The sequence below is a fragment of the Flavobacterium humidisoli genome (assembly GCF_023272795.1).
GTDB classification, from domain to species: domain Bacteria; phylum Bacteroidota; class Bacteroidia; order Flavobacteriales; family Flavobacteriaceae; genus Flavobacterium; species Flavobacterium humidisoli.
The window spans coordinates 2,370,317-2,390,553 of sequence record NZ_CP096829.1 but is presented as its reverse complement, the minus strand read 5'-3'; the positions used below and the strand labels follow the sequence as shown (position 1 = coordinate 2,390,553).

The 20,237-nt window shown below is 31.6% G+C and carries 21 protein-coding genes; 19 read left to right on the top strand and 2 right to left on the bottom strand.

Annotated features, from left to right (window positions below):
• Positions 1–13 precede the first annotated feature (13 nt).
• Positions 14–3,979, bottom strand: a complete 3,966-nt coding sequence (locus tag M0M44_RS10650) for a hypothetical protein (protein ID WP_248729724.1) — start codon at positions 3,977–3,979, stop codon at positions 14–16.
• 430 nt (positions 3,980–4,409) lie between these two features.
• Between M0M44_RS10650 and M0M44_RS10645 the strand changes: the two genes are divergently transcribed.
• From M0M44_RS10645 to M0M44_RS10600, 10 genes are all read left to right on the top strand, one after another.
• Positions 4,410–4,607, top strand: coding sequence for a hypothetical protein (locus tag M0M44_RS10645; protein ID WP_248729723.1), 198 nt, complete (start codon positions 4,410–4,412; stop codon positions 4,605–4,607).
• A gap of 92 nt (positions 4,608–4,699) precedes the next feature.
• A complete protein-coding gene (locus tag M0M44_RS10640) occupies positions 4,700–5,296 on the top strand; it encodes a hypothetical protein (RefSeq protein WP_248729722.1) in 597 nt (198 codons plus the stop codon).
• Positions 5,297–5,448: 152 nt separating this feature from the next.
• A complete protein-coding gene (locus M0M44_RS10635) occupies positions 5,449–7,860 on the top strand; it encodes an NHL repeat-containing protein (protein WP_248729721.1) in 2,412 nt (803 codons plus the stop codon).
• A 162-nt stretch (positions 7,861–8,022) separates the two neighbouring features.
• Complete coding sequence (locus tag M0M44_RS10630; protein ID WP_248729720.1) at positions 8,023–8,841, top strand: hypothetical protein; 819 nt, start codon at positions 8,023–8,025, stop codon at positions 8,839–8,841.
• 347 nt (positions 8,842–9,188) lie between these two features.
• On the top strand, positions 9,189–9,383 hold the full coding sequence (locus M0M44_RS10625) for a hypothetical protein (protein ID WP_248729719.1): 195 nt from the start codon (positions 9,189–9,191) through the stop codon (positions 9,381–9,383).
• 22 nt (positions 9,384–9,405) lie between these two features.
• On the top strand, positions 9,406–9,876 hold the full coding sequence (locus M0M44_RS10620) for a hypothetical protein (RefSeq protein ID WP_248729718.1): 471 nt from the start codon (positions 9,406–9,408) through the stop codon (positions 9,874–9,876).
• Between the two features lie 19 nt (positions 9,877–9,895).
• Positions 9,896–10,453: a DUF6046 domain-containing protein gene (locus M0M44_RS10615; protein WP_248729717.1), complete on the top strand. Its 558-nt coding sequence runs from the start codon at positions 9,896–9,898 to the stop codon at positions 10,451–10,453.
• Positions 10,446–11,744, top strand: coding sequence for a hypothetical protein (locus M0M44_RS10610; protein ID WP_248729716.1), 1,299 nt, complete (start codon positions 10,446–10,448; stop codon positions 11,742–11,744). Before M0M44_RS10615 ends, M0M44_RS10610 begins: the two co-directional genes overlap by 8 nt.
• Before the next feature lie 11 nt (positions 11,745–11,755).
• Positions 11,756–12,613, top strand: coding sequence for a hypothetical protein (locus M0M44_RS10605; RefSeq protein WP_248729715.1), 858 nt, complete (start codon positions 11,756–11,758; stop codon positions 12,611–12,613).
• Positions 12,614–12,619: 6 nt separating this feature from the next.
• Positions 12,620–12,838: a hypothetical protein gene (locus tag M0M44_RS10600; RefSeq protein ID WP_248729714.1), complete on the top strand. Its 219-nt coding sequence runs from the start codon at positions 12,620–12,622 to the stop codon at positions 12,836–12,838.
• Positions 12,839–12,923: 85 nt separating this feature from the next.
• Here M0M44_RS10600 and M0M44_RS10595 read toward each other — a convergent pair whose 3' ends face one another.
• The gene (locus M0M44_RS10595) at positions 12,924–13,724 is read right to left on the bottom strand and encodes an XRE family transcriptional regulator (RefSeq protein WP_248729713.1); all 801 of its coding nucleotides are present in this window, start codon (positions 13,722–13,724) and stop codon (positions 12,924–12,926) included.
• 282 nt (positions 13,725–14,006) lie between these two features.
• Between M0M44_RS10595 and M0M44_RS10590 the strand changes: the two genes are divergently transcribed.
• The 9 genes from M0M44_RS10590 to M0M44_RS10550 all read left to right on the top strand — a co-directional run bounded on the left by M0M44_RS10590 (position 14,007) and on the right by M0M44_RS10550 (position 20,230).
• On the top strand, positions 14,007–14,582 hold the full coding sequence (locus tag M0M44_RS10590; protein WP_248729712.1) for a hypothetical protein: 576 nt from the start codon (positions 14,007–14,009) through the stop codon (positions 14,580–14,582).
• 101 nt (positions 14,583–14,683) lie between these two features.
• Entirely contained in the window at positions 14,684–14,863 is a 180-nt protein-coding gene (locus M0M44_RS10585) for a hypothetical protein (RefSeq protein WP_201999900.1), read from the top strand.
• 303 nt (positions 14,864–15,166) lie between these two features.
• On the top strand, positions 15,167–16,324 hold the full coding sequence (locus M0M44_RS10580; RefSeq protein WP_248729711.1) for a DUF2586 domain-containing protein: 1,158 nt from the start codon (positions 15,167–15,169) through the stop codon (positions 16,322–16,324).
• Positions 16,325–16,454: 130 nt separating this feature from the next.
• On the top strand, positions 16,455–16,880 hold the full coding sequence (locus tag M0M44_RS10575) for a hypothetical protein (RefSeq protein WP_248729710.1): 426 nt from the start codon (positions 16,455–16,457) through the stop codon (positions 16,878–16,880).
• A gap of 252 nt (positions 16,881–17,132) precedes the next feature.
• Positions 17,133–17,477: a hypothetical protein gene (locus M0M44_RS10570; RefSeq protein WP_248729709.1), complete on the top strand. Its 345-nt coding sequence runs from the start codon at positions 17,133–17,135 to the stop codon at positions 17,475–17,477.
• A 36-nt stretch (positions 17,478–17,513) separates the two neighbouring features.
• Positions 17,514–18,401 (top strand): hypothetical protein, encoded by an 888-nt coding sequence (locus tag M0M44_RS10565; protein ID WP_248729708.1) that lies wholly within the window; start codon positions 17,514–17,516, stop codon positions 18,399–18,401.
• A gap of 181 nt (positions 18,402–18,582) precedes the next feature.
• Positions 18,583–18,876: a hypothetical protein gene (locus M0M44_RS10560; protein ID WP_248729707.1), complete on the top strand. Its 294-nt coding sequence runs from the start codon at positions 18,583–18,585 to the stop codon at positions 18,874–18,876.
• A gap of 402 nt (positions 18,877–19,278) precedes the next feature.
• The gene (locus tag M0M44_RS10555; RefSeq protein WP_248729706.1) at positions 19,279–19,761 is read left to right on the top strand and encodes a M15 family metallopeptidase; all 483 of its coding nucleotides are present in this window, start codon (positions 19,279–19,281) and stop codon (positions 19,759–19,761) included.
• A gap of 4 nt (positions 19,762–19,765) precedes the next feature.
• Positions 19,766–20,230, top strand: coding sequence for a hypothetical protein (locus M0M44_RS10550; protein WP_248729705.1), 465 nt, complete (start codon positions 19,766–19,768; stop codon positions 20,228–20,230).
• Positions 20,231–20,237 lie beyond the last annotated feature (7 nt).

The window sequence follows — 20,237 nt, the reverse complement described above, 5'->3', positions numbered from 1 at the left end:
TTTAACGAATATACTAAAATTGAATATGAATATGATTCCAGTGATCCGATTTTGGAATTAATTTTTCTCCATTTCTGAGGTTTTTCCTTCTTTCTTCTGTGGTTTCTCTATCTGCACGAGTAGCAGAATAATAAGGATGAAAAACATTTACAGCTCCCATTTCTTTAACAGCTTTCGTTAATTCTACATAAAATTCTTCATCATAGTTTTTAGAATCTACATGTTTCCCATCAATTTCATTAATATCTATCGCAGTACCTTTATAATGTTGGCTACCTGAAGAATGAGAAGCACCTGCGAGCTCTTGGACATTAAATTTATATTTTTTGCTTAATTCATGAAGAACATACAATACCCCAACAGAAAGTTTAACTTGTTTACCTCTTGCGTGTCCATATTCACTTGTATATACTTTATTACCTTCAGAAGCATCTTTGATATTATCATCTGCATTAGCTCTGTCATTTGTAGACAAATATGGATGAATTGAACTAAATTTAATTTTCTTTTCTTTTATTATTTTTTCTGCTAAAACAACGTCCAAGTTTCTAGTTTCATCGATTTCTATTGCATACATTTTACCAAGGTGAATCGATTGCTTAATTCTAGGCGTCAATTCGTTTTTTGTTATTTTCTGATCTTTTTTTCCTTTTACTACTTGATACTGTTTCTCATCCCAATATTCTCCATCTGCACTTTTATTTTCTCCATAATTTTTAGGACTTAACGCCTTATCATAGAGAACTTCACTCCCATCTTTTCCTACACCAATTGGAGCAAAAATTGCCATATACATATCTTCAGCATTATCAATGGTTCTTTTATAACGCTCTAAATGCATCTGAAAATATAACTTAACAAAATTTAACTGTCTAATTTCAGTCATATTTTTTAAATCTGATTTCGTTAGTAATTTATCTTTATAATCAGGTCCTGTATATTTTTTTCCCCTATGTGTTCTATTCATTTCATCTATAGCATCTCCTGTAAATTGTATCAAACCTGTTGCCTTCGGGTAGCCTACACTTGCGCTAAATGTACCTTTAGTTTCAACATTCATACAAATCATTAATTGATTTGCCATTTTTAATTTATTCTCCTCGCCCCAAAGTTCCTTACAAATCTGAACAACTTTTTTACGGAATTCTGGACTAACTTTTGCTCCCCATATAATACCTAATCCAGTATCAGTTATTACAGAATTACTTGTTGTAACGTTTGTATCATTATTAACTACAATAGCATTCAATCCATTCTCAGAATAAAGTTTAGATTCTACCCCTACCATTGCAATGTAGAACATATCCATTAATCCTGGCATGAAATTAATTTCTTGCCATTTTTTATTTAAGGTAAAATCAATTTTTGCTGTTCCTTCACTATCAACAATAATTTTTATACTATGTTTTGGATAACGATAATCTTTATAAACTTTTAATACCGCTTCTTTCCCTACCATGTTTAAGGTTTTAACTACTCCTGTTACTTTTGCTCCATACGGAACTTGTGTAAATGGCGACACACGGTTTCCATCATAAACAAAATATGCATCTGTTACTTTAGCAACGGTAGTAACATTTAATACTGCGTCATCATACACATTGCTATCTTTCTTAAACAAATATGGTTTTCCATTTTTTATTCCTTCTAGCTCAAATCTAATTTTAGCCGTTTTGCCTTTTTGAATTCCAAAATGCTTTTGTAAGGTGGCATCAAATTTTATGCTTTTATTTATTTCACCGCTTCCGTTTGTTTTAGTGTCATTATAATAATTGACCTCTTTACTGTCATTTAAAAAGAATTTAATTCTTACTGGCTGATTCAAATAATCAGGGATCCTTGCTTTGATATGATTAATTTCTCCCGAAAAACCAGAAGTTTGCTTTTTATTTCCATCACCGTAAGCCCAAAAAGTTTCTGTTACTTTTGGATACTTGACGTATATTTTTTTGATTGATTTTGATTTTAAGCCTTCCATAATATTGCTGTAAGCTTCAACAATAAATACACCATCTTTTTTAGGAATTGGTAAAATAAACGTTTCTCCTTTATATAAATATTGTATTCCTGACCCATCATTTTCTGTTTGCAGTTTTAATCCGTCTGGTACATATGTTTTACCATTTTCTTCATAAACCAACCATTTTACATTTTCTCTTTCTTGCTGAGTAGGTTCAATTTTAAAGCTTTGAGCAACAAATATGGCGTCTCGGTTTGTCTCATTCCATAAATAAACATCGTTGTTGATGTCAGCTAGCGAGAGGATATCGATACTTTCAACAAAGTTTTTAATCACTTTAAATATTTGGTTTTCAATTAGACCATATTGATCTTTGCTAGCAATTTTAATAGCGTATTCTCCAAAACTGTGCATAGCCAGCTTAATGATTCCTGTTGAATCAAGTTCTTTTTCTTCTAAAATTGTAGTTACTTTATCTCGATTTTTATAGGCTATTTGGTAATAAAGTTTTACTGGATTTAGAGTTTTTATTTCAGGATTTTTTAAAGATACTTTGAACAATTGCTCTCCTACAGAATTTCTTGCCAATTTGTTTTGAATGTTTGCAGGTGGCGTAATTACAATTTCCTGAGCAATTATATTAAGCTTTACAAATGCTGATTTACTAGCGGTTGCTTTTTTATTTGCACCAGGTTTTAATCCATATGCTTCTACAATATAACTTCCTGGAGTATCAAAATTATAAGTAAATGATGTACCTTTATCTACGAATTCTGCTCCTATTTTTTTAGCATCTTTGTAAATAATCCAATTGATATTTTCTTTTTGTTCTTGCTTTAACAAGGTTTCATCTAGGAAAAACTCCAAACTTTCGCCTACAATAAATGAAGTTTCATTGCTATTTTTAATTTTTACTGCTCCAGGTTTTACACTACTTCCGGCAACATCAACATTATTGATTGTTTTTAGGAATGTGTACACATCTTCCTTTCCAATAGCTGCATAAGGATTACTTAAATTAGGATATATTTTCGTTTTGGTTGTTATCGTAATAGTATTGGGCAGAGCATTAAGTCCTTCAACTTCTTTAAGCAATAAAAACAATTCGTCATATCGCTCAAAAAGATTGGCAATATTTATTTTATCATCAGCTAACTGTTTTTTGATTGTATCCCAATGAATTTTCGTCACTTTAGAAATTTTTCCTTTCAATAAATTGGCATCAATCGCTGCAATCATTTTTTCACGAACGAGTTCCCAATTAAAGTTTTTAATTTCAACGGATGATAGTTGTGACTGCTTCAACGCCTTATACATTTCTGCAAAAGCCAATTCATTTTTAAAATCAGTAAGTTTTACTTCTTCCTCCAAAGCTTTATCGATACGAGTCCAATATTTAATCATCTCTATATCATTTGCCTTTATTGCCTCCTCCAATTTCTTTTTGATTTCGGCTTTTACAGCTTCAATTGTTGGCTCATTACTATTTGTATGAAATGCTTGCGGAACTGATAACACCTCTTGGAATGAAACATTAGAATAAACTTGCGACGAAAATTCGCTATTTAAATCATTTTCTACTCCCAAAATCGGAGAAGTAGTGATAACTGATGCAGAAGAACCTAAAATTGTTCCTCTTGTTGTATCACTAAAGCCTTCTGCGATTGGAGCGCTAAAAGTTGTTAAAGAAGCTTTTTCAATGAATTTCGATCCATTATTAGTTTCATTTCCTATAGCTTTCCCTGAAACCGAAGGAGTATTGCTAACTGATTGCGCTGCTTCTTTGGTTTTAGCAAATGTTTCAGTAGCGCCGCCTTCGGTTGAGAAATTAGAAACGTTTAAACTGGCATTTTTATCTTGTTGCTCCTGCCATAATTGAGCTATATCTTTTTGCTGATTCATTTCGTTTGAAACTTTAGCCAACTCTTTGATAATAGTTTCGGTTAAGTGTTCTGAGTTTTGAATTTCAGCACTATTTTGTATGGAAAGATTGAAATTGTGAATTGTATTTTTACTCATCGCTTATGTGTTTTTTCTGGTGTAAAAATACTATCGATATTTGTGATTTCAAAACCACAAACCACTTGTATTCAGTAGTTTCAGCAAGTTTATTTTCTACTGAAACTACTGAAAACAGACCTCTTTTTTTTACTCATTTTCTATTCTTTCAGCTTACTTTTACACCCTCAAATTATCAAATGGAGTTATAGTTTTTGAACAATATTTATCTGTCAAGCTCCAATCTTATTCTCTTCAAAAAACAACTACAACTTTATTTATTAATCAATTTAAAACAATAGTCATCATGGATTACGGATTTGCATTTGGCATCAGTAAAATGCCTAAAATACCTGATAAGAACTTATGCTACTTTGAAGCAAAATTTAATCTTCGGCAATGAGAACGAAACCACATTCTTTAAAAACATAAAAAACTAAAACTTAAAAATATGAATCAGAAAACTATTGCCGTATTAGCGAGTATTTTAATTATAACAACAGGAATTATTGATACCAAATTTGACCTTTTGCAACAAGCTGGCCTGTCTTTAATCACAATTAACCGAATTAAATTGATCGGTTTGTTTTTATCGGCTGTATTACCAAGCATTACTCCTTTATTTTCAAAAGATGAGAATAATTTCTAAAAACAAAAAAAGACATCCATACTTAGATTCTTGCTCGAATTCGAAAAAAGAATTTAATCTATTCATTACTAAATAATTTTAAAATCAAAAAAATGGCAATTCAAACATTAAAGACAATCAAAAACTGGTTTAGGACTGGTTTAAAACCAACACAAACTCAATTTTGGGATACTTGGGATTCTTTTCGACATAAAAATGATAAGATTCCTTTGGAAGATATTGAAAACATTGATCAGGTAACAGGGCAGAAAATTATTCCATTTGGGGAGTTTTTAATTTTTAAAGTTGCTCCCAATACAGCAGACGAATTAGAAATCGGTGATAGCGTAATTGGCTACTGCGAAGGAAATTTCCTTGCCGAAGCAACCTATTACGGCGGAGATAAAAGTTTGATGACCAGTTTTACTAAACCGAATAATCTAGTTGGAAAAATTATATCATTTGACTCTAACTCTATCACTTATGAGCTTGCAGACGAAATACTGTTAAGATCCTATACCTGCGGTGCATATAATGGAATTGCTGTTAAATACAAAAGACCTGGAGAAATGGAATTTTCTACTGCGTGGCCAACAGGATATTATCCTAAATTATATGTGTATTGGCTTGATTTGCCTTCTGGCACAATTTTACAATTAACAGATACTCTTGGGGACTTTGAAGATTCGGAGGGATTTATAGTTTCATAAAGAAAAAATCGTAAAAAAATTTAAGCATTTTAAAACTTTTAAATCACTTAATGAAGCACTCAGAATTATTGAAGATATAGATTTCTAATAATCCTGAGTGTTTTCTTTGAGGAGATACTATAAAGTACATTATTAATTAAAAAAGCAAAAAAATGAAAGAAAATATAGCATCAAAGCCTGACGAAAAACAATTATCAAAAGGAACACAAATAATTAATAAATCTTTACAACTAAATGCAGTAAATGAAGGAGAACCAACCGACAATGTTTTGGTTTATGGTGCAGATAATGAAGTAAAATCTGTTCCTAGAAGTGAGTTTGGAGGAGGTTCTCAGGACTTGCAACAAACTCTAGAAACAGGAAATATCGCTCAGTTCGAAGGAGGAAATAGTAAAGTAAAATTATTGGATGGAGATCCTGATTCAAGAACCATTGAATTAATTACAGGTGACAACAATACTAGATCATCTATGGTTTTAGGCAATACATTTGCCAGTTTAAGTCATTCAGAACCTGGGCCAGGGCATGTTCACAGCAATATATCTGCAACAAATGAAGGCATCACTTTATTAAATAATGATAATGGAACTAATGGATGGTATAATATTTTTAAAGTTCCTTATAACACCACAACTCAAACTACTTATAGTTTACCAATTGATAAGCCTAATGGTAATTATACGTTAGCGACGACAGACGAAATTACAGGAGGTAATCAAAATTTACAAAGTGTATTGGATAACGGCAATATAGGGTACTCTAACATTGCTATGTTTAATTATTTTGCATCACCCACTTATATAAATCTGAACGGGACTGGTTTGTTTGCTTCAGATAGCAAATCAGGAGCGTCAAACGAGTTTGCAAATACCACTTACAATGCTGATTTTATCAGCAGATCAATCGGATCAGGAGGAGAAGGATGCTACACAAAAGTAACCTTAAATGATAGCAGTTATACAATTGGAAGAGGCTTACATTATAAATTCCCTGATAAGGAATCAGGCACTTATACATTAGCTACCACATCAGACCTTGAATCACTAAGCAGTGGATCTATTTCAGGAACTCCAAACTACATCTCCAAATTTAACAACTCTGGAAGCGAAATTGTAGACAGTGGCATACTTGATACTCCAGATGAAGTTACAATTTTGAGACCTTCAACAAAAATTAGTAGTACAGTTGCTGATTATTCAGGTTTAAAATTACCTAATATTTCAGCTAAAACAATAGAAAGTACACCAATAATGTTTGGAACAACTGGTTCATATCCATGGGATATGCTTGTTGATAATTTTGGCAATACTTATCTAACAGATAGAATCGATAGTAATGTAAGGAAAACTACCATCGACGGTGTGACAACTATTATTGCTGATACAGGAGCATATCCATCTGGAATTGTTATGGACAGTAAAGGAAATCTTTTTACTGTAAATAGATCCGCATCAACTATAACCAAAATAGATAAAAATGGCACAGTTACCACTACATGGGCAACACTACCCAACAGAACTTATGTTGGAATTGAGATTGATGAGCATGATACTATGTATGTCTTAGGTATTCTAACTTCACTAAGAGAAATTTACACCATAACTCCAGAAGGTATTATTAAATTATTAGCATCTGAACCCCAACCTATAGCCCCTTCAGTATATGCTTTTACTAGGCACAAAGCTTCTGGCATGATGTATATACTTCATGATAATGGTATGATTAGAAAAATATCTCCAAATGGTACTATGTCGGAGCTCAGGACAGGTTCTTTAAACGGCGCAATTTGTTTGGCAACTGACCAAAATACCGGATATATATACGCTTATGGTCTTTCAGGAACTACCAATCTTTATAAAATTGCTCCTGATGGGACTACTACCATATTATCAAACACTGTTACAGGAGGTTGGGATCTTAAAGTAGATAATCAAAGTAATGTTTATACAATTGGCAGTAATGGGGTTACAAAAACTTCTCCTAATGGAATTTCAACAGTACTAGGTGCTACTGCTGCAGGGCCACAATGTCTTGCCGTTGGGGGTGATGGAGCCGTTTATGTAGCCAGTAGAACAAATAAAGTTTACACAAGATTTAGCCGTCCAACTTATAGAAACTCTTTAATAGTTGACCAATCTGGCAATGTAATTTCTAATCCAGACTTTTATACTGATTCCAGAGGACTAGGCTATTTACCAAGTACCTTACTTTCAGACATTAAATCTGAAAGCACAGGAAAAGCTATTGCTACCAAAGAGTATTTAGAGTACAAAATAAATGCAATAAACGATAATGCCATCATTAATTCAAGTGATACGATAACTCTAAATAATAACGCTCTCACTATGTATTATACCTATACAGGAAATGCCCCTGTAACTTGGAATTTACCTCCTGTATTTGGGAATAATAAAATAAGGTTTCAGATTATAAATGCTGGATCTGGCACAATAACAATACAAGGAACTATTTGGAATTCAGGCACAAATGAAACATCATTGACTGTAATAAGTGGCAGTACAAAAGAATTCTATAATAATAGTTTGGCTTATGTAGTTCTTTAAGAATTCTAGTTTTAACATTTCTATTTAAAAAGCATTCAAAAAACAACTTCTCTTTACTCCGATGTATCAAGGCCCTATCAAAAATCTTAAATCTTTCTTGAACTTTGGTGCATTTTTAAGCCCATTACACTTCATCAATACAATAAACTAAAAAACAAAAACATGGCTATACAAGCATTAAAAACTATAAAAAACTGGTTTCGAACGGGTTTAAAACCAACACAAACCCAATTTTCGGATACATGGGATTCCTTTCGACATAAATATGAAAAAATTCCGGCAGGAGATATTGAGGATATTGACCAATTAAAAAATAGCCAAAAGATTATTCCATCGGGAGAATTTCTAATTTTTAAAGTTGACCCCAATACAACAGATAAATTAGAAATTGGCGACAGTGTAATTGGCTATTGCGAAGGAAATTTCCTAGCAGAAGCAACCTATTATGGTGGGGATACGAATTTAATAAGCAGTTTCGAACCACTTACAGAAGCAATTATAGAAAATATAACCTTATCAGATATAAACAGTTATAATGGCACTAACTTATTTTATAACAATATTGAGAATCGAAATGGTATAATTGAAAATACAGTCCGATATCTTAATCCAGATTATGGTTACTTAGATCCAATCTTTCAAGGTGCATTACCTTCTCCATATAATTCCGTTACTCGTAGAAAAAGCGGTTTGAAATTAGCTGAATTTATGATAATGAATTCAAATACTGTAAATAGCATATTATCTGAAAATCCATCTTTATTATTTCAACTCACAATGAATGTTACTACTGGAGAATCACCTGCCACTTTAAGGCCAAGATTATATTTAGGAGGTAGCTTAACCAATCAATTTGATGCCTTCGAATCATCTTACAGATTAATAGAATATAGCAATAATGGCACTTATAAAGAAACTGATTTAGAAAGTAACTGGTTGGGAGAATGGGAAACCTTAGTGAGAATAAAAACCAAACATTAAAAATGTATCTGCTCTAATATTTGATATAATCCAAAACCAGAATCAAAAAGATTAAGAATCTTTAATTCTGTTTTTTATGTTCCTAAAAAATAAAACATTTAGTTATTGAAATGAATATCTAAACATTCATAAGTAATCTTATTTTTTACTGAAACTACTGAAAACGAGCTCCATAATTTTCGCTTTTCACCTCTTTAAGCCCTATTTTTACATACTCTAATTCCGGCTATTAGTTTACTTAAACAGCATAAAAAAAATTCTGCATTCAAAACATTTTAGAAAGCAGACACCTCAGCTATACACTTAACTCATCTATTCTTATTTAACTATTAAAACGAGAACCAATCATGGATTTTACATCAAAAGATTTAGGAGAAACACCTCCTGCACCAGACATGAGCAATTTTAAAAATCCTTTGGCTCAGACTTCTGAAGGAAACATTTTTATCGAACAGTTTACAATCACTCCATTAAACGTTTCTCCAAAAAACGAAAGCCTGGAAGAAGCAGTCAAAAAAGAATTCAGAGACACCAATATTTAATTCTTATCGAAAACATAAAAAAATGCTTGACGAAATGACAATTCAAAACCTAAAAGAAAAATACGGCTCCTTGCTCAAACTTACTTCTGATGATCAAATGGTTACGGTTTATTGTAAAAAACCTTCTTTTAATACATTTCTAAATTATCAAAATATTTACAAAGATAATCCCCATGAGGCGATCTTGTTTTTGTTTAAAGAATGTGCCTTAGAAAACGAAATTTACGAAGATGAATTTATGCTTTCTGCTGGAAATTCGATTGTAGAAATGATTAAAAAAGATAGCGAGTTTACCATAGACGTAACTCCGCAGAAAGATGAATTCAAAAAATCGGCAGCTCTAATCAGATATGCGTTTCAGGTAGATCCTTACCAATTACCAACAGATGAGTTTTATAAACTTCTGGAAGAAGCTCTCTGGCTGCAAAAACACAATGAGAAAAGAATGGAAAACACATTCATGACAGCTTTCGCACAAACATTTTCAAATTAAAACAAAAAAATAAATTATTATGAAATTCAATTTTAATGTAAATGAAATTTTAGAAAACAAAGACATTCAATATAGTGGCCTAAACTATAACGAATCTGAATCAAAAGATTTTATTATAGATAAAACTGGGGGCGAATTTAATCTTAGAGTTTTTGCTCCTTTAGTTTTTGAACCTCTTCTAAAAAATGATCTTAATTTGCCCAGTTTACGAATAGATGCGGTTACTGTAAATCTAAATCGTTCAAAAATTATCAAAAAAGAAGGAATCGAAGGAAGAGATTCAACAATCAAAGAACATATTACAAATGGCGATTTTAGCATTTCCATAGAAGGATTAATTGCGAATGAAGCAGGAGATGAATATCCAAAAGAAAAGCTTTTTTTATTGAAACAATTCTTAAATGCGCCTTATTCTTTAAGAGTTACCCATGCCATTCTAAATCGATTTGGAATTTATGAACTCGTTATCGATTCATATTCTATACCCTCAATTTCTGGAACAAAAAACATCCAAAAGTTTACGGCCAGCGCCACATCAGATGAAACTGTAGAACTAATAATTAGAGACAATGCTTAAACTAAATGCTAAAATTAAGGTATACGAAACAGTAAGCCTTATACCAAGTCCTAAATTTTATGAATTTACTTATGTAAAAAATGTAGAAATAAACAGTTCATATAAATCGTTGACTGATACAGCAACTATTGTGATGCCCAAAAAAGTATATACTGATACGAAAGGATTTGATCAAAGCTTATTTCAAAATGCAAATGGAGAAGAAAAAACTATTCATGATTTCTTTAAAATAGAAAATTACATCGAGATATTTTTAGGATATGATGGAGATTACAAACCGGCTTTTAGAGGTTATATCACAGGAGTCCAATCTGATGTAACTGCAACTATTTCGTGTGAAGATGCCATGTATGCCTTCAAAAAAGTAAAAGCGGTAAAAGATGACAATGTTCAAAATTCAAAAGACACCCTTAATGCCGTCGCTACAAATCCGACCACAAATGTTGACAGTTTTAATCCTAAAACTTTTTTTGAAAAAAGAATGAAAGAATTGAAATTTCCTTTTAAAATAAATGCTCTCGACGAAGAATTAGGAAACATAATGATCAATCGAAGTCACAGTTTGGCACAAGTTTTTGAGATGCTAAAAGACAAAGGAATCTATACGTATTTTAAAACCGAAGAAGCTGGTCCGGTATTAACCATTACCAATAACCCGCAGCAACACACTGTAAGTGAACTAAGCAGTTTTATAGATAGAAATTTTATTAAAAGTCCGCTCGCAGGAACATTAGTCAAAAAACTAATCAATCAAGGTTTAAGTCTTTTAGGTTCTCAGCTTAATAAATTAAGCAAATCTGTTTCTGACCGTTTTTTAGGACAGGTTCATTTTAGATTTCGCTATAACATTATAGAAGACAAACTAATTGTTGTTAAAGAGTCAACAAAAAATACACGTATTCGAATTGAAAAGTATTTTAAGAACTCCAATACTCCCGTGTATGTGGAATTAGGAGATCCAAATGGTCAATTAATCAAAACGCATGTTTTACATGATGATAGTGAAGATTTACCAAATAATCCCGAAGCTTTCAAAAATGCAGTGACAAAAACTGCTTCAGAATTGTATCAATATGGTGCTTTAAGAGCCATGGAATGTAAGCCAAGCGGATTTGAAGGTTCTTTTCTCACTTTTGGAGAACCATTTGTAAGACCAACAGACAAAGTAATACTTGAAAATGCAAAGGATAAGGAAAAAAATGGCACTTTTCAGGTAGAGAAAGTAGAACGCAGTTATGGTGAAAATGGCTACAGACAAAGAATTTATATTGGAAGAAGAGTAGAAATCTAAAAAGAAAACAAATGGGGAATATAACAAACCTAATAAAAGATGTCGCCAGTAAAAATCGAATCATTGAAACCTTTGCTGCAAAAGTCATCGAAATCAATACTGAAAAAACTTCGCTCCATGATCCCGAAGATGCTTATACCGTAAATATAATGCGCGCTGATGGTGCAATTATTAAAAATGTACGATTAAAAGCTTCAATTCAAGATTTGGAAGAAGGAATTATTTCTGTTCCTAAAAAAGACAGTTGGGTTTTGGCTACAGTTATTGATGGAGTTGAAACAAGAGCATTTATTTCGCAATTATCTGAAGTCGAACGTACTTTTATCCGCTTTAAAAATGAACAAAATCGTTATCTGGAAATTGATACTGATGTAGATAAATTTAAAATGCTATTTAAAGAAAAAAACAGTAATGATTCTTCTGCTGCTTCAGCGCCTTCCTATAAAAATATTGCTCAATTAGATTTTAACAGCAAAGAATCTGCTAACATCAGCACTACTTTTTATGATGAAAATGGAAAGGAAATTTCTAAAAATAGTTTTAGCATCGATGAGCAAAAAATCAGCATTAACGAAGGAAGTACTATTTTCAATTTAAAAGACAAAGAAGTAAAAGTAATCATCAAAGATGGTTTTGAAGCCACAATTGCAGATACAAAAGTTTCATTGGTAAAAGACAAATTAACTTTTGAAATGGATGATAAATTTAAAATGAGTGCTGGAGGAAAAAATTTATGGACCGAATTAGAGAATTTCCTTGAAGAAATTGCTAAAATAACAGTTACTACACCGGTCGGTCCATCAGGAATACCTATAAATGCAGCTAAATTTTTAGAGACAAAACAAAATTTAAACGAAATCTTAAAATAATAAATTATGCCTTTAAATAAATCAGCTTTAGAGCTAGCTATAAAAGATCTATTAATTAAGGAAAAAGCAAAAACAGATGATGGCAGTACCTCTATAGATAATATTGCGTCAAAATTAGCCGAAGCCATTGATATCTTCGTTAGATCTGGGCTTGTAACTACAACAGTAGCCACAACAGGTTCAGCATCGGCACAAACAGGAACAGGAACAGGATATATTTCTTAAATCCATGTAATCTAAAATTAAAATGCCTCTTGTTAAAAATTACAAGAGGCATTTTTTGATTTTAAAACTTAAAAAAAAAATGATATTAATTCAGTTTCTTTTTGAGAGTTTCCTCCAATTCAAAATATTTACTTTCTAGCGCATGCAGCTTTTCATAAATATTAATTGGATCAGGCATTTGTCTCGAAGCGTACATACTCGCATACCAAACTTCCAGAATATCTTCGGCATAAATAGAATACATTGGATAATTTCCGTCTCGATTATCTGATTTTAATATCAATTTTCCGCTTTCTCTAATTCTATTCAAAACCCTTTTTACTACTACTCCATCATTTTTACTCACAATTACATAAATTCTTCCGTCTAGTATATCATCAAAATTATCCACATACTTTCCAAAAAGATAATCTCCATCATGTATTGTGGTAGACATCGAATTTCCTTTAATTTCAAAACATCTGTAAGTGCCGTTTTTAAGCATCGGCATGCTAAAAGAAGGAAGACTTTCCATATATTCAGGATCGGAATATCCGTCTAAATATCCTGCTCGAGCCTTTACTCCCACAAAATTGATATTTTCATCGCCCTCTTCATTTACTGTTATAATTTTTGGCACATGCAAACTAACCGCATTACTAGATTTACTCGCAAAAATATCTTCGCTATCTCCAAAAAAATATTCAGGGATTACATGACAATGTGTAATAATACTTTGGAGCAGATCAAAACCAGGTTTGGTTCTTTTTCTTTCTCCATCAGCTTGTAATCTTCCAATCGTAATACTATCTATAGTTGTGCTAGTAACTCCTATCAATTTTGCAAATGAGTTATTATTTAACTTCATTTCATCTATAATACGTTTTATTTTATCATGTATTTCCATGTTGCAAATCGTTTGTTTTATTATGTAATATGTTTTACTTAAAGCAAAACTTCAAGTATATGTTGCAAAACTACACAATATATGGCTAATAATCGCTATTTTAAATAAAAATTTCATAAAATACTGATTATCAGTATTTAAATTTTAACAAAAATATAAATTACCGTGCATATTAATAATTAAACAGTTAAATCATATTACTGAAATTACTGCATATTTATATGTAATATGTTTGCAAAAACAAAACATATGTTTTATATTTGCTTAAAAATAATCCAACATATGATTTTAAAAGAATTCTATACCGAAAAAAAGAGCGCAATTGAAACAGAGTTTTCTTCTAATGCGCCAGATGTTCATCTTTACAGTGATGCCATTTTTAAATCTTCAATACAAGAACCAATTGTGATGTTTAAATACAATAATATTTCTTGGGAGACCTCTTCAGAGAAAAATTACAAAGCAGATGTTGCTTTTTGTTTATACATCGTTCTGCCTGTTGACATGATTTCTTCAACAAGTTATGCAAATGCATTCGATATTGCGCAAAGAGTTGATAAAGCTGTATTGTCCAGAAGCAATAATAATACACTTATAGATAGCAATTCGATCTTTAAGGTAAAAGAAAAGCAATATACCAATGAACATACTTACTGGAATATAAACGATTACTTTATCTGGGAGATCACTTATAAAACAACATTGGTTGAAAATACATTGAAAAAGAAATATATTCTTTTTAATAACGGATTAAGCAATGAAGATCTAGAAGAATTAGGATACGATTTAACATCTGGAATAATCGAAATAAACCCTAATCAAGTTCGAGGAGATATCGATTTAAACTCAAATTCGTAACCTTCAAAATATGAGTATTGCCCAGATCTCATAAAAAATTAAAAAATTACAAGCCAAAAACAAACCTAAGCAAAATTAACTCCTACCTATAAATACCACACATGAAAAGAAGCAGAACATTACTAGACAAAAGAAGAGATTACGTTATTAATTATCTTAACAACAATCAAGCTAAACAAATGAAAGTTGTTGTTGCCGAACTTTCTGACACTTTGTTCTTAACAGAGCGCACTATTTATACCATTATAAACGAAGGACTAGCAACAGAAGCTAAAGCTTAACCTACTGAAACTACTGGTTTTACCAATCATAAAAATTGTAAAAAATAATATTAAACTTTAAATTTGTACTCGATATCAAAAGCAAATTTATCTCTTGGCCAAGAGCAAAGTTCAATAAAAAACCAGTTTTGTAAATCGTCCAAAAATAGTAATTCTCCCTTTTTGGATTCCTGATTACAAATATCATTTTAAAAAAATAAACCATTGACTATAACAAGTTTAACTACTTGCTACAGCCCCTATTTTGCCTTTTTTCAAGCAAAAACCAAAAACAAATTTTTAAACATTTAAACATTTTATATTATGAGTACATTAAACGATGTAGTAATTAACAAACTATCTGGCGGATTAGGAAGAAGAACTCCAGAACAAGACATGGTTTCGGGATTACTTTTTGATGGAGAAACTACGGGAGAATTTGAAGCGGACAAGGTTGAACGTCTGGCTTCATTAGAAGATGCCAAGGACTTTGGCATTACAGAAGATAATGATCTAAATGGTCAATCTGTTTATTATCAAATTCAGCAATTTTTCAGATTAAATCCTTCTGGAGATTTGTATATCATGAAAACAGCTGCCAATTCTTATGAAGATATTGCAGGAAAAGCTTTTGATATGCAGCAAAAAGCAAATGGAAATATTCGTCAAATGGCAATTATCTATTCTGGAGCAACTACTTTTGAGGATACTCTGGATGCAGTAGCTGTAGCGCAAACTCAAGCAGAACTTGCCTTTGCTGATTATATGCCATTTGAAGTAATTCTTGAAGGAAAAGGTTTTGATAGCACAGATGTGCAATCTTTAGCTGGAAAATCAGCAAATGTATCTGTTGTTGTAGCAATGGATGTTGAAAAAGCTGCAAAATACCCTAATTCAGCAGCGGTTGGACTCGCATTAGGTGCCGTTTCAAAAGCAAAAGTATCAGAAAATATTGCTTGGGTTGAAAAGTTTAACTTAACAGGTGAAGGTTTTTCAAAAGCTGGATTTGTTGGTGGAGAAGAAATTAAAACCCTTAGCAAATTAAGAGAACTGAATGAAAATAGATACATTTTTGCAAGAACTCATACTGGTTTAGCTGGTGTTTATTTTAATGATAGTTCTACTTGCACTACAGGAACGTCAGACTTTGCTTATATCGAAAATAACCGTACCATCAACAAAGCAACTCGTTTATTGCGTACTGCTCTATTGCCAAAATTGGCTTCTCCTGTTTTAGTTGATATTGATGGTAAATTACCACAATCTGTATCAAAAAGTTTTGAAGGATTATGCAGATCAGCTTTAGAAGGAATGATTGCCAACCAAGAGGTTTCTGTTTTTGATGTTTATGTAGACCCAAAACAAAACATTTTAGCAACTTCTGAATTAAAAATTAAAGCAGAAATTACTCCAATTGGAACTGCTCGCAAAATTACGGTTGATTTAGGGTTCAAAAATCCTTTTGGAATCGACAAAGCGTAATTTAAAATTCACAGACAATAAAAATTCACAAAATGCTATCATCCTAACTTTTTATTAGAAAAGCAAACACAAATAGATGATAGCTCCTGAACGTTATCGGGATTATTAAAAAAACAAACAAAGCTACACTATGAATAAATTGCCATTAATTAACGGACAACAACACAGCTGGTCATCAATTGAAGTAAGCATTGCAGGAAATATCGTAACTGGTATTACAGCTGTAAATTACAGTGATTCAGTATCTAAAGAAAATCATTATGGAGCTGGAGACATGCCAGTACACAGAGGAAGAGGAAAATATGAGGCTAAAGCTTCTCTTACTTTATATAACTACGAAGTAGAAGCGATTTTGGCTGCTTTACCAAAAGGGCAAAGACTGCAAGATATTAATCCTTTCAGCATCATTGTAAGTTATTTAGATGACAGCAATGAAGTTATCACACATACCGTACGAAACTGTGAATTCAATTCAAACAGTAGAGGAATCAGTCAAGGAGATACTAAAATTGCTGTTTCTTTCGATCTGATCTGTTCACATATCGAGTGGAACTAATCTATTCAAAAACCAACTTACCTAAACTATAAACTGTTTAAAAACCGACTCCGAAGAGAAAACCAATTTTATCATGCATTACGCAAAAAAGAAGTTGTGAGAAACATGATTTTTGCAAGCAAACTATTTTAACCGCTCTTTAGGAGTCCGTTTTAAACAGCTTATTTACTTCAGAAGGCTGCTCTGAGTATTTTCGTTCTGAAATAAAGCTCGAGCAGTCTCTTTTTTTTTTAAACAAAAAAGATTTTCAACATGACAACAGCAACACCAGAAACTACCGAAGTTCTAAACGGAAATATTACACAGGCACAATTAAACCAATGGAAATATAAGCATGAAAAAGTAATAAAGCTTACCATTAAAGATGATGACAACACTACTCTTTTTGCTTATTTCAAAAAACCAGATATGAGCATTCGCGCTGCTGTTTTGCAAGCTTCTAAAATGGATGAATTCAAGGCTTTAGAAGTCTTATTCAAAAATTGCTATTTGGGAGGCGATGGCAAAATCGAACAAGAAGATGATTTACGCCTTAATATCACAACCGCTTTCTCAGATCATATTCAGCCAAAACCTGTTAAGGTAGAAATACTTTAAAAAAACAAAACTTTTCTTTTAAAAACATCAAGCATCATGATTGTTAAAAACCATAATATAGAATTAAAAGACACCAGTGCTTCAGAAATGGCTCGGTTTAGACAAATTATGCTGGGCATTTGGCGTCAGCAGATTGAAGATGACAAAAATAGCACAGAAATGCTGAAGTATGTTGAAAATTCTCAAATAAATCCCAAAGATTTGAGTCAACTAAATTTATATACTAGTGATTCTGACACAAAAGAATCAATTACAGCTTTACATGCTCAAACTAATAATCTTTCTAAATTGTGGAGATACGACCGTGACACCGTTGCCTGGACAAACAGCGATATAATAGAATGGAAAAAATCGGGAAACAATGATTATTTATTTAAAAGAAAGGCAGAATTTGTTAAGTATTACAGTGCAGTAATAAAACATGCTGCTAAAATGAATGGAATACCACCTTTTTTGTTAGCAGGTATTGCGTTTACAGAATTTGGAGGAAAACCTGATTGGCTAAAAAAAGGAGTTCGATCTCTTAGAGAGTTGGATTGGAGCGGACCTGATATCATAGATAGAAATCTAACAACAACAAATCATCCAGACAAAACATCTTTTGGAGATATGGCCATTCAATTAGGCAGAGCTGGTAAAGAGTTAGGTTACGAAAACATAAATAAAACAGATAGAGATGCCATACAAGAGTCTTTATTAGATCCTGTAATTGGAATCTATATTGCTGCTATGCACATAAAAAGACTAAAGGATGTAGATTTTAAAAACACTCCAATAGATAAATTAACACAAGCAGATATAGAAATTATTGCAAGCAGATATAATAGAGGATTAGAATTGTCAAAAGAAAATATTAAGAAGAATACTTCATACGGAAGATCAATTTACAAACATAAAAAAGAAATTAATAATGCTTTGAACTAATAATACATTAACGAAATCCGAATTAATTATTCCAAATCACCGTCTTTTTTACTAAAATTCAAAAGTCTAAAACTATTAAAAATCTTATTCAATATTATTTTATATTTGGCATAGTCTGTTTTACTTAACAACTTAAAAAATAACTTGCATTTTACTTTAATTACAATTATTAACCAATACTATGAAAATCTTAATACGAATATTATTTTTTGTTGGACTTTTTCTCTTTCTATTCAGTTATTTTATTGATCCTTATACTGTCCATGATGGAGACGACATCGTAATTGATGCAGATGTTGTCGGATTTCTAAAATTGCTTTATGCTATCACTAGCCTTATTTTTGGATGGTTATCTTATTTATTTCTTAGAACTTTTAAAAATAGAGTCTATCTGATTTTTTCGCTGGTTTTATTGATGATCAATTTAATATTTTTAAGTAAAATGTTTTTGTACTTTGACAATTTTCTAGAATGAATACAATAATTGATTTATAATTTGACAATTGTTATTAGTGCACTAAAACACTCGTTTTTCTTTCATAGAAATGGGTGTTTTTTTTTTGCATTTATAGCATTTTAAAAATAAAAAAACAAAGTAAAAAACACCATTCATTTTCAACTGAAACTACTGACTTACAAAGCCTTATTGTTTTTCAAAATCATCATTTGAACGTACCTTTACATTGTTCTTAAAAGCATCCGTTTTAGCTAAAATTACAAGCTCAAAAAAAGAACTTCACGATTTTGTTTTGGAACTAATTTCGGTTTCCAAAATAATTTCAAAACACAAATTTACCTTATCTCATTATCAATTTCCTTGGTGTTTTTTAATAACCGAGAAAGAGCCTTCTATTCTTTAATCATTAATACATACAATATGGATCAAACAACAAAAAAACACATTGATTTGCTTCATCCCTCAGTCAGAGAAGAAGTTACTAAAATTATTGAACAATGCGATATCGCTTTGAGCGGAAGAGCAAAAGTCCGCATTACGCAAGGTCTTAGAACGTTTCAAGAACAGGAAGATCTGTATGCTTTTGGCAGAACCAAGCCCGGGAAAAAAGTAACCAATGCCAAAGGCGGACAATCTATTCATAATTATGGTTTTGCCGTAGATATCTGTTTGATTATAGACAATAAAACGGTTTCATGGGACACGGCAAAAGATTGGGACAACGATCAAATTTCTGACTGGCAAGAATGTGTAGAAATCTTCAAAAAAAATGGCTGGAATTGGGGCGGAGATTGGAAAACCTTTAAAGATCTTCCTCATTTTGATAAAAAGGGATATAGCGATTGGAAAGTGCTTAGCAAACTCAAACGAGACAGAAAGAATTATGTAATCTTATACAAATAAACCTATGAATCATTTAAAATTAAACCTTACATTATTTGTAGCACTTCTTTCATTTCTATTTACTTCATGTTCTTCAACAAAAACGGCTCTTTACGATCAATACTCTTACCAAAAAACTATTGAGATAAAAGTTGAAGCTTCTAATTTAATGAATGAGGCAACCACACCTTATGTTTCTCATAAAAAAGAAGTTGACGCATTGTTTTTAAATATTGACAAACTGGTGGAATATGAAAAAAGCAAGCTCAATAACGAAATCACTTTAGCAATGTGGAAGATGGTGACTGATAAAGAAAAAAATTTTTTAGCAACATTCTTTAAACGTTGGGAAACCAAAGAAACACTATCTCCTGTTTTTCTTGAAGAATCAAAAAAACAAGTTTTAGAGGCTTTTGATTTATTAATCCAATATGAAATTAAAAAAGACAAAGAATCTAAAGATGCTCTTTTAGACTTAATTAACCAATAACAGCTAA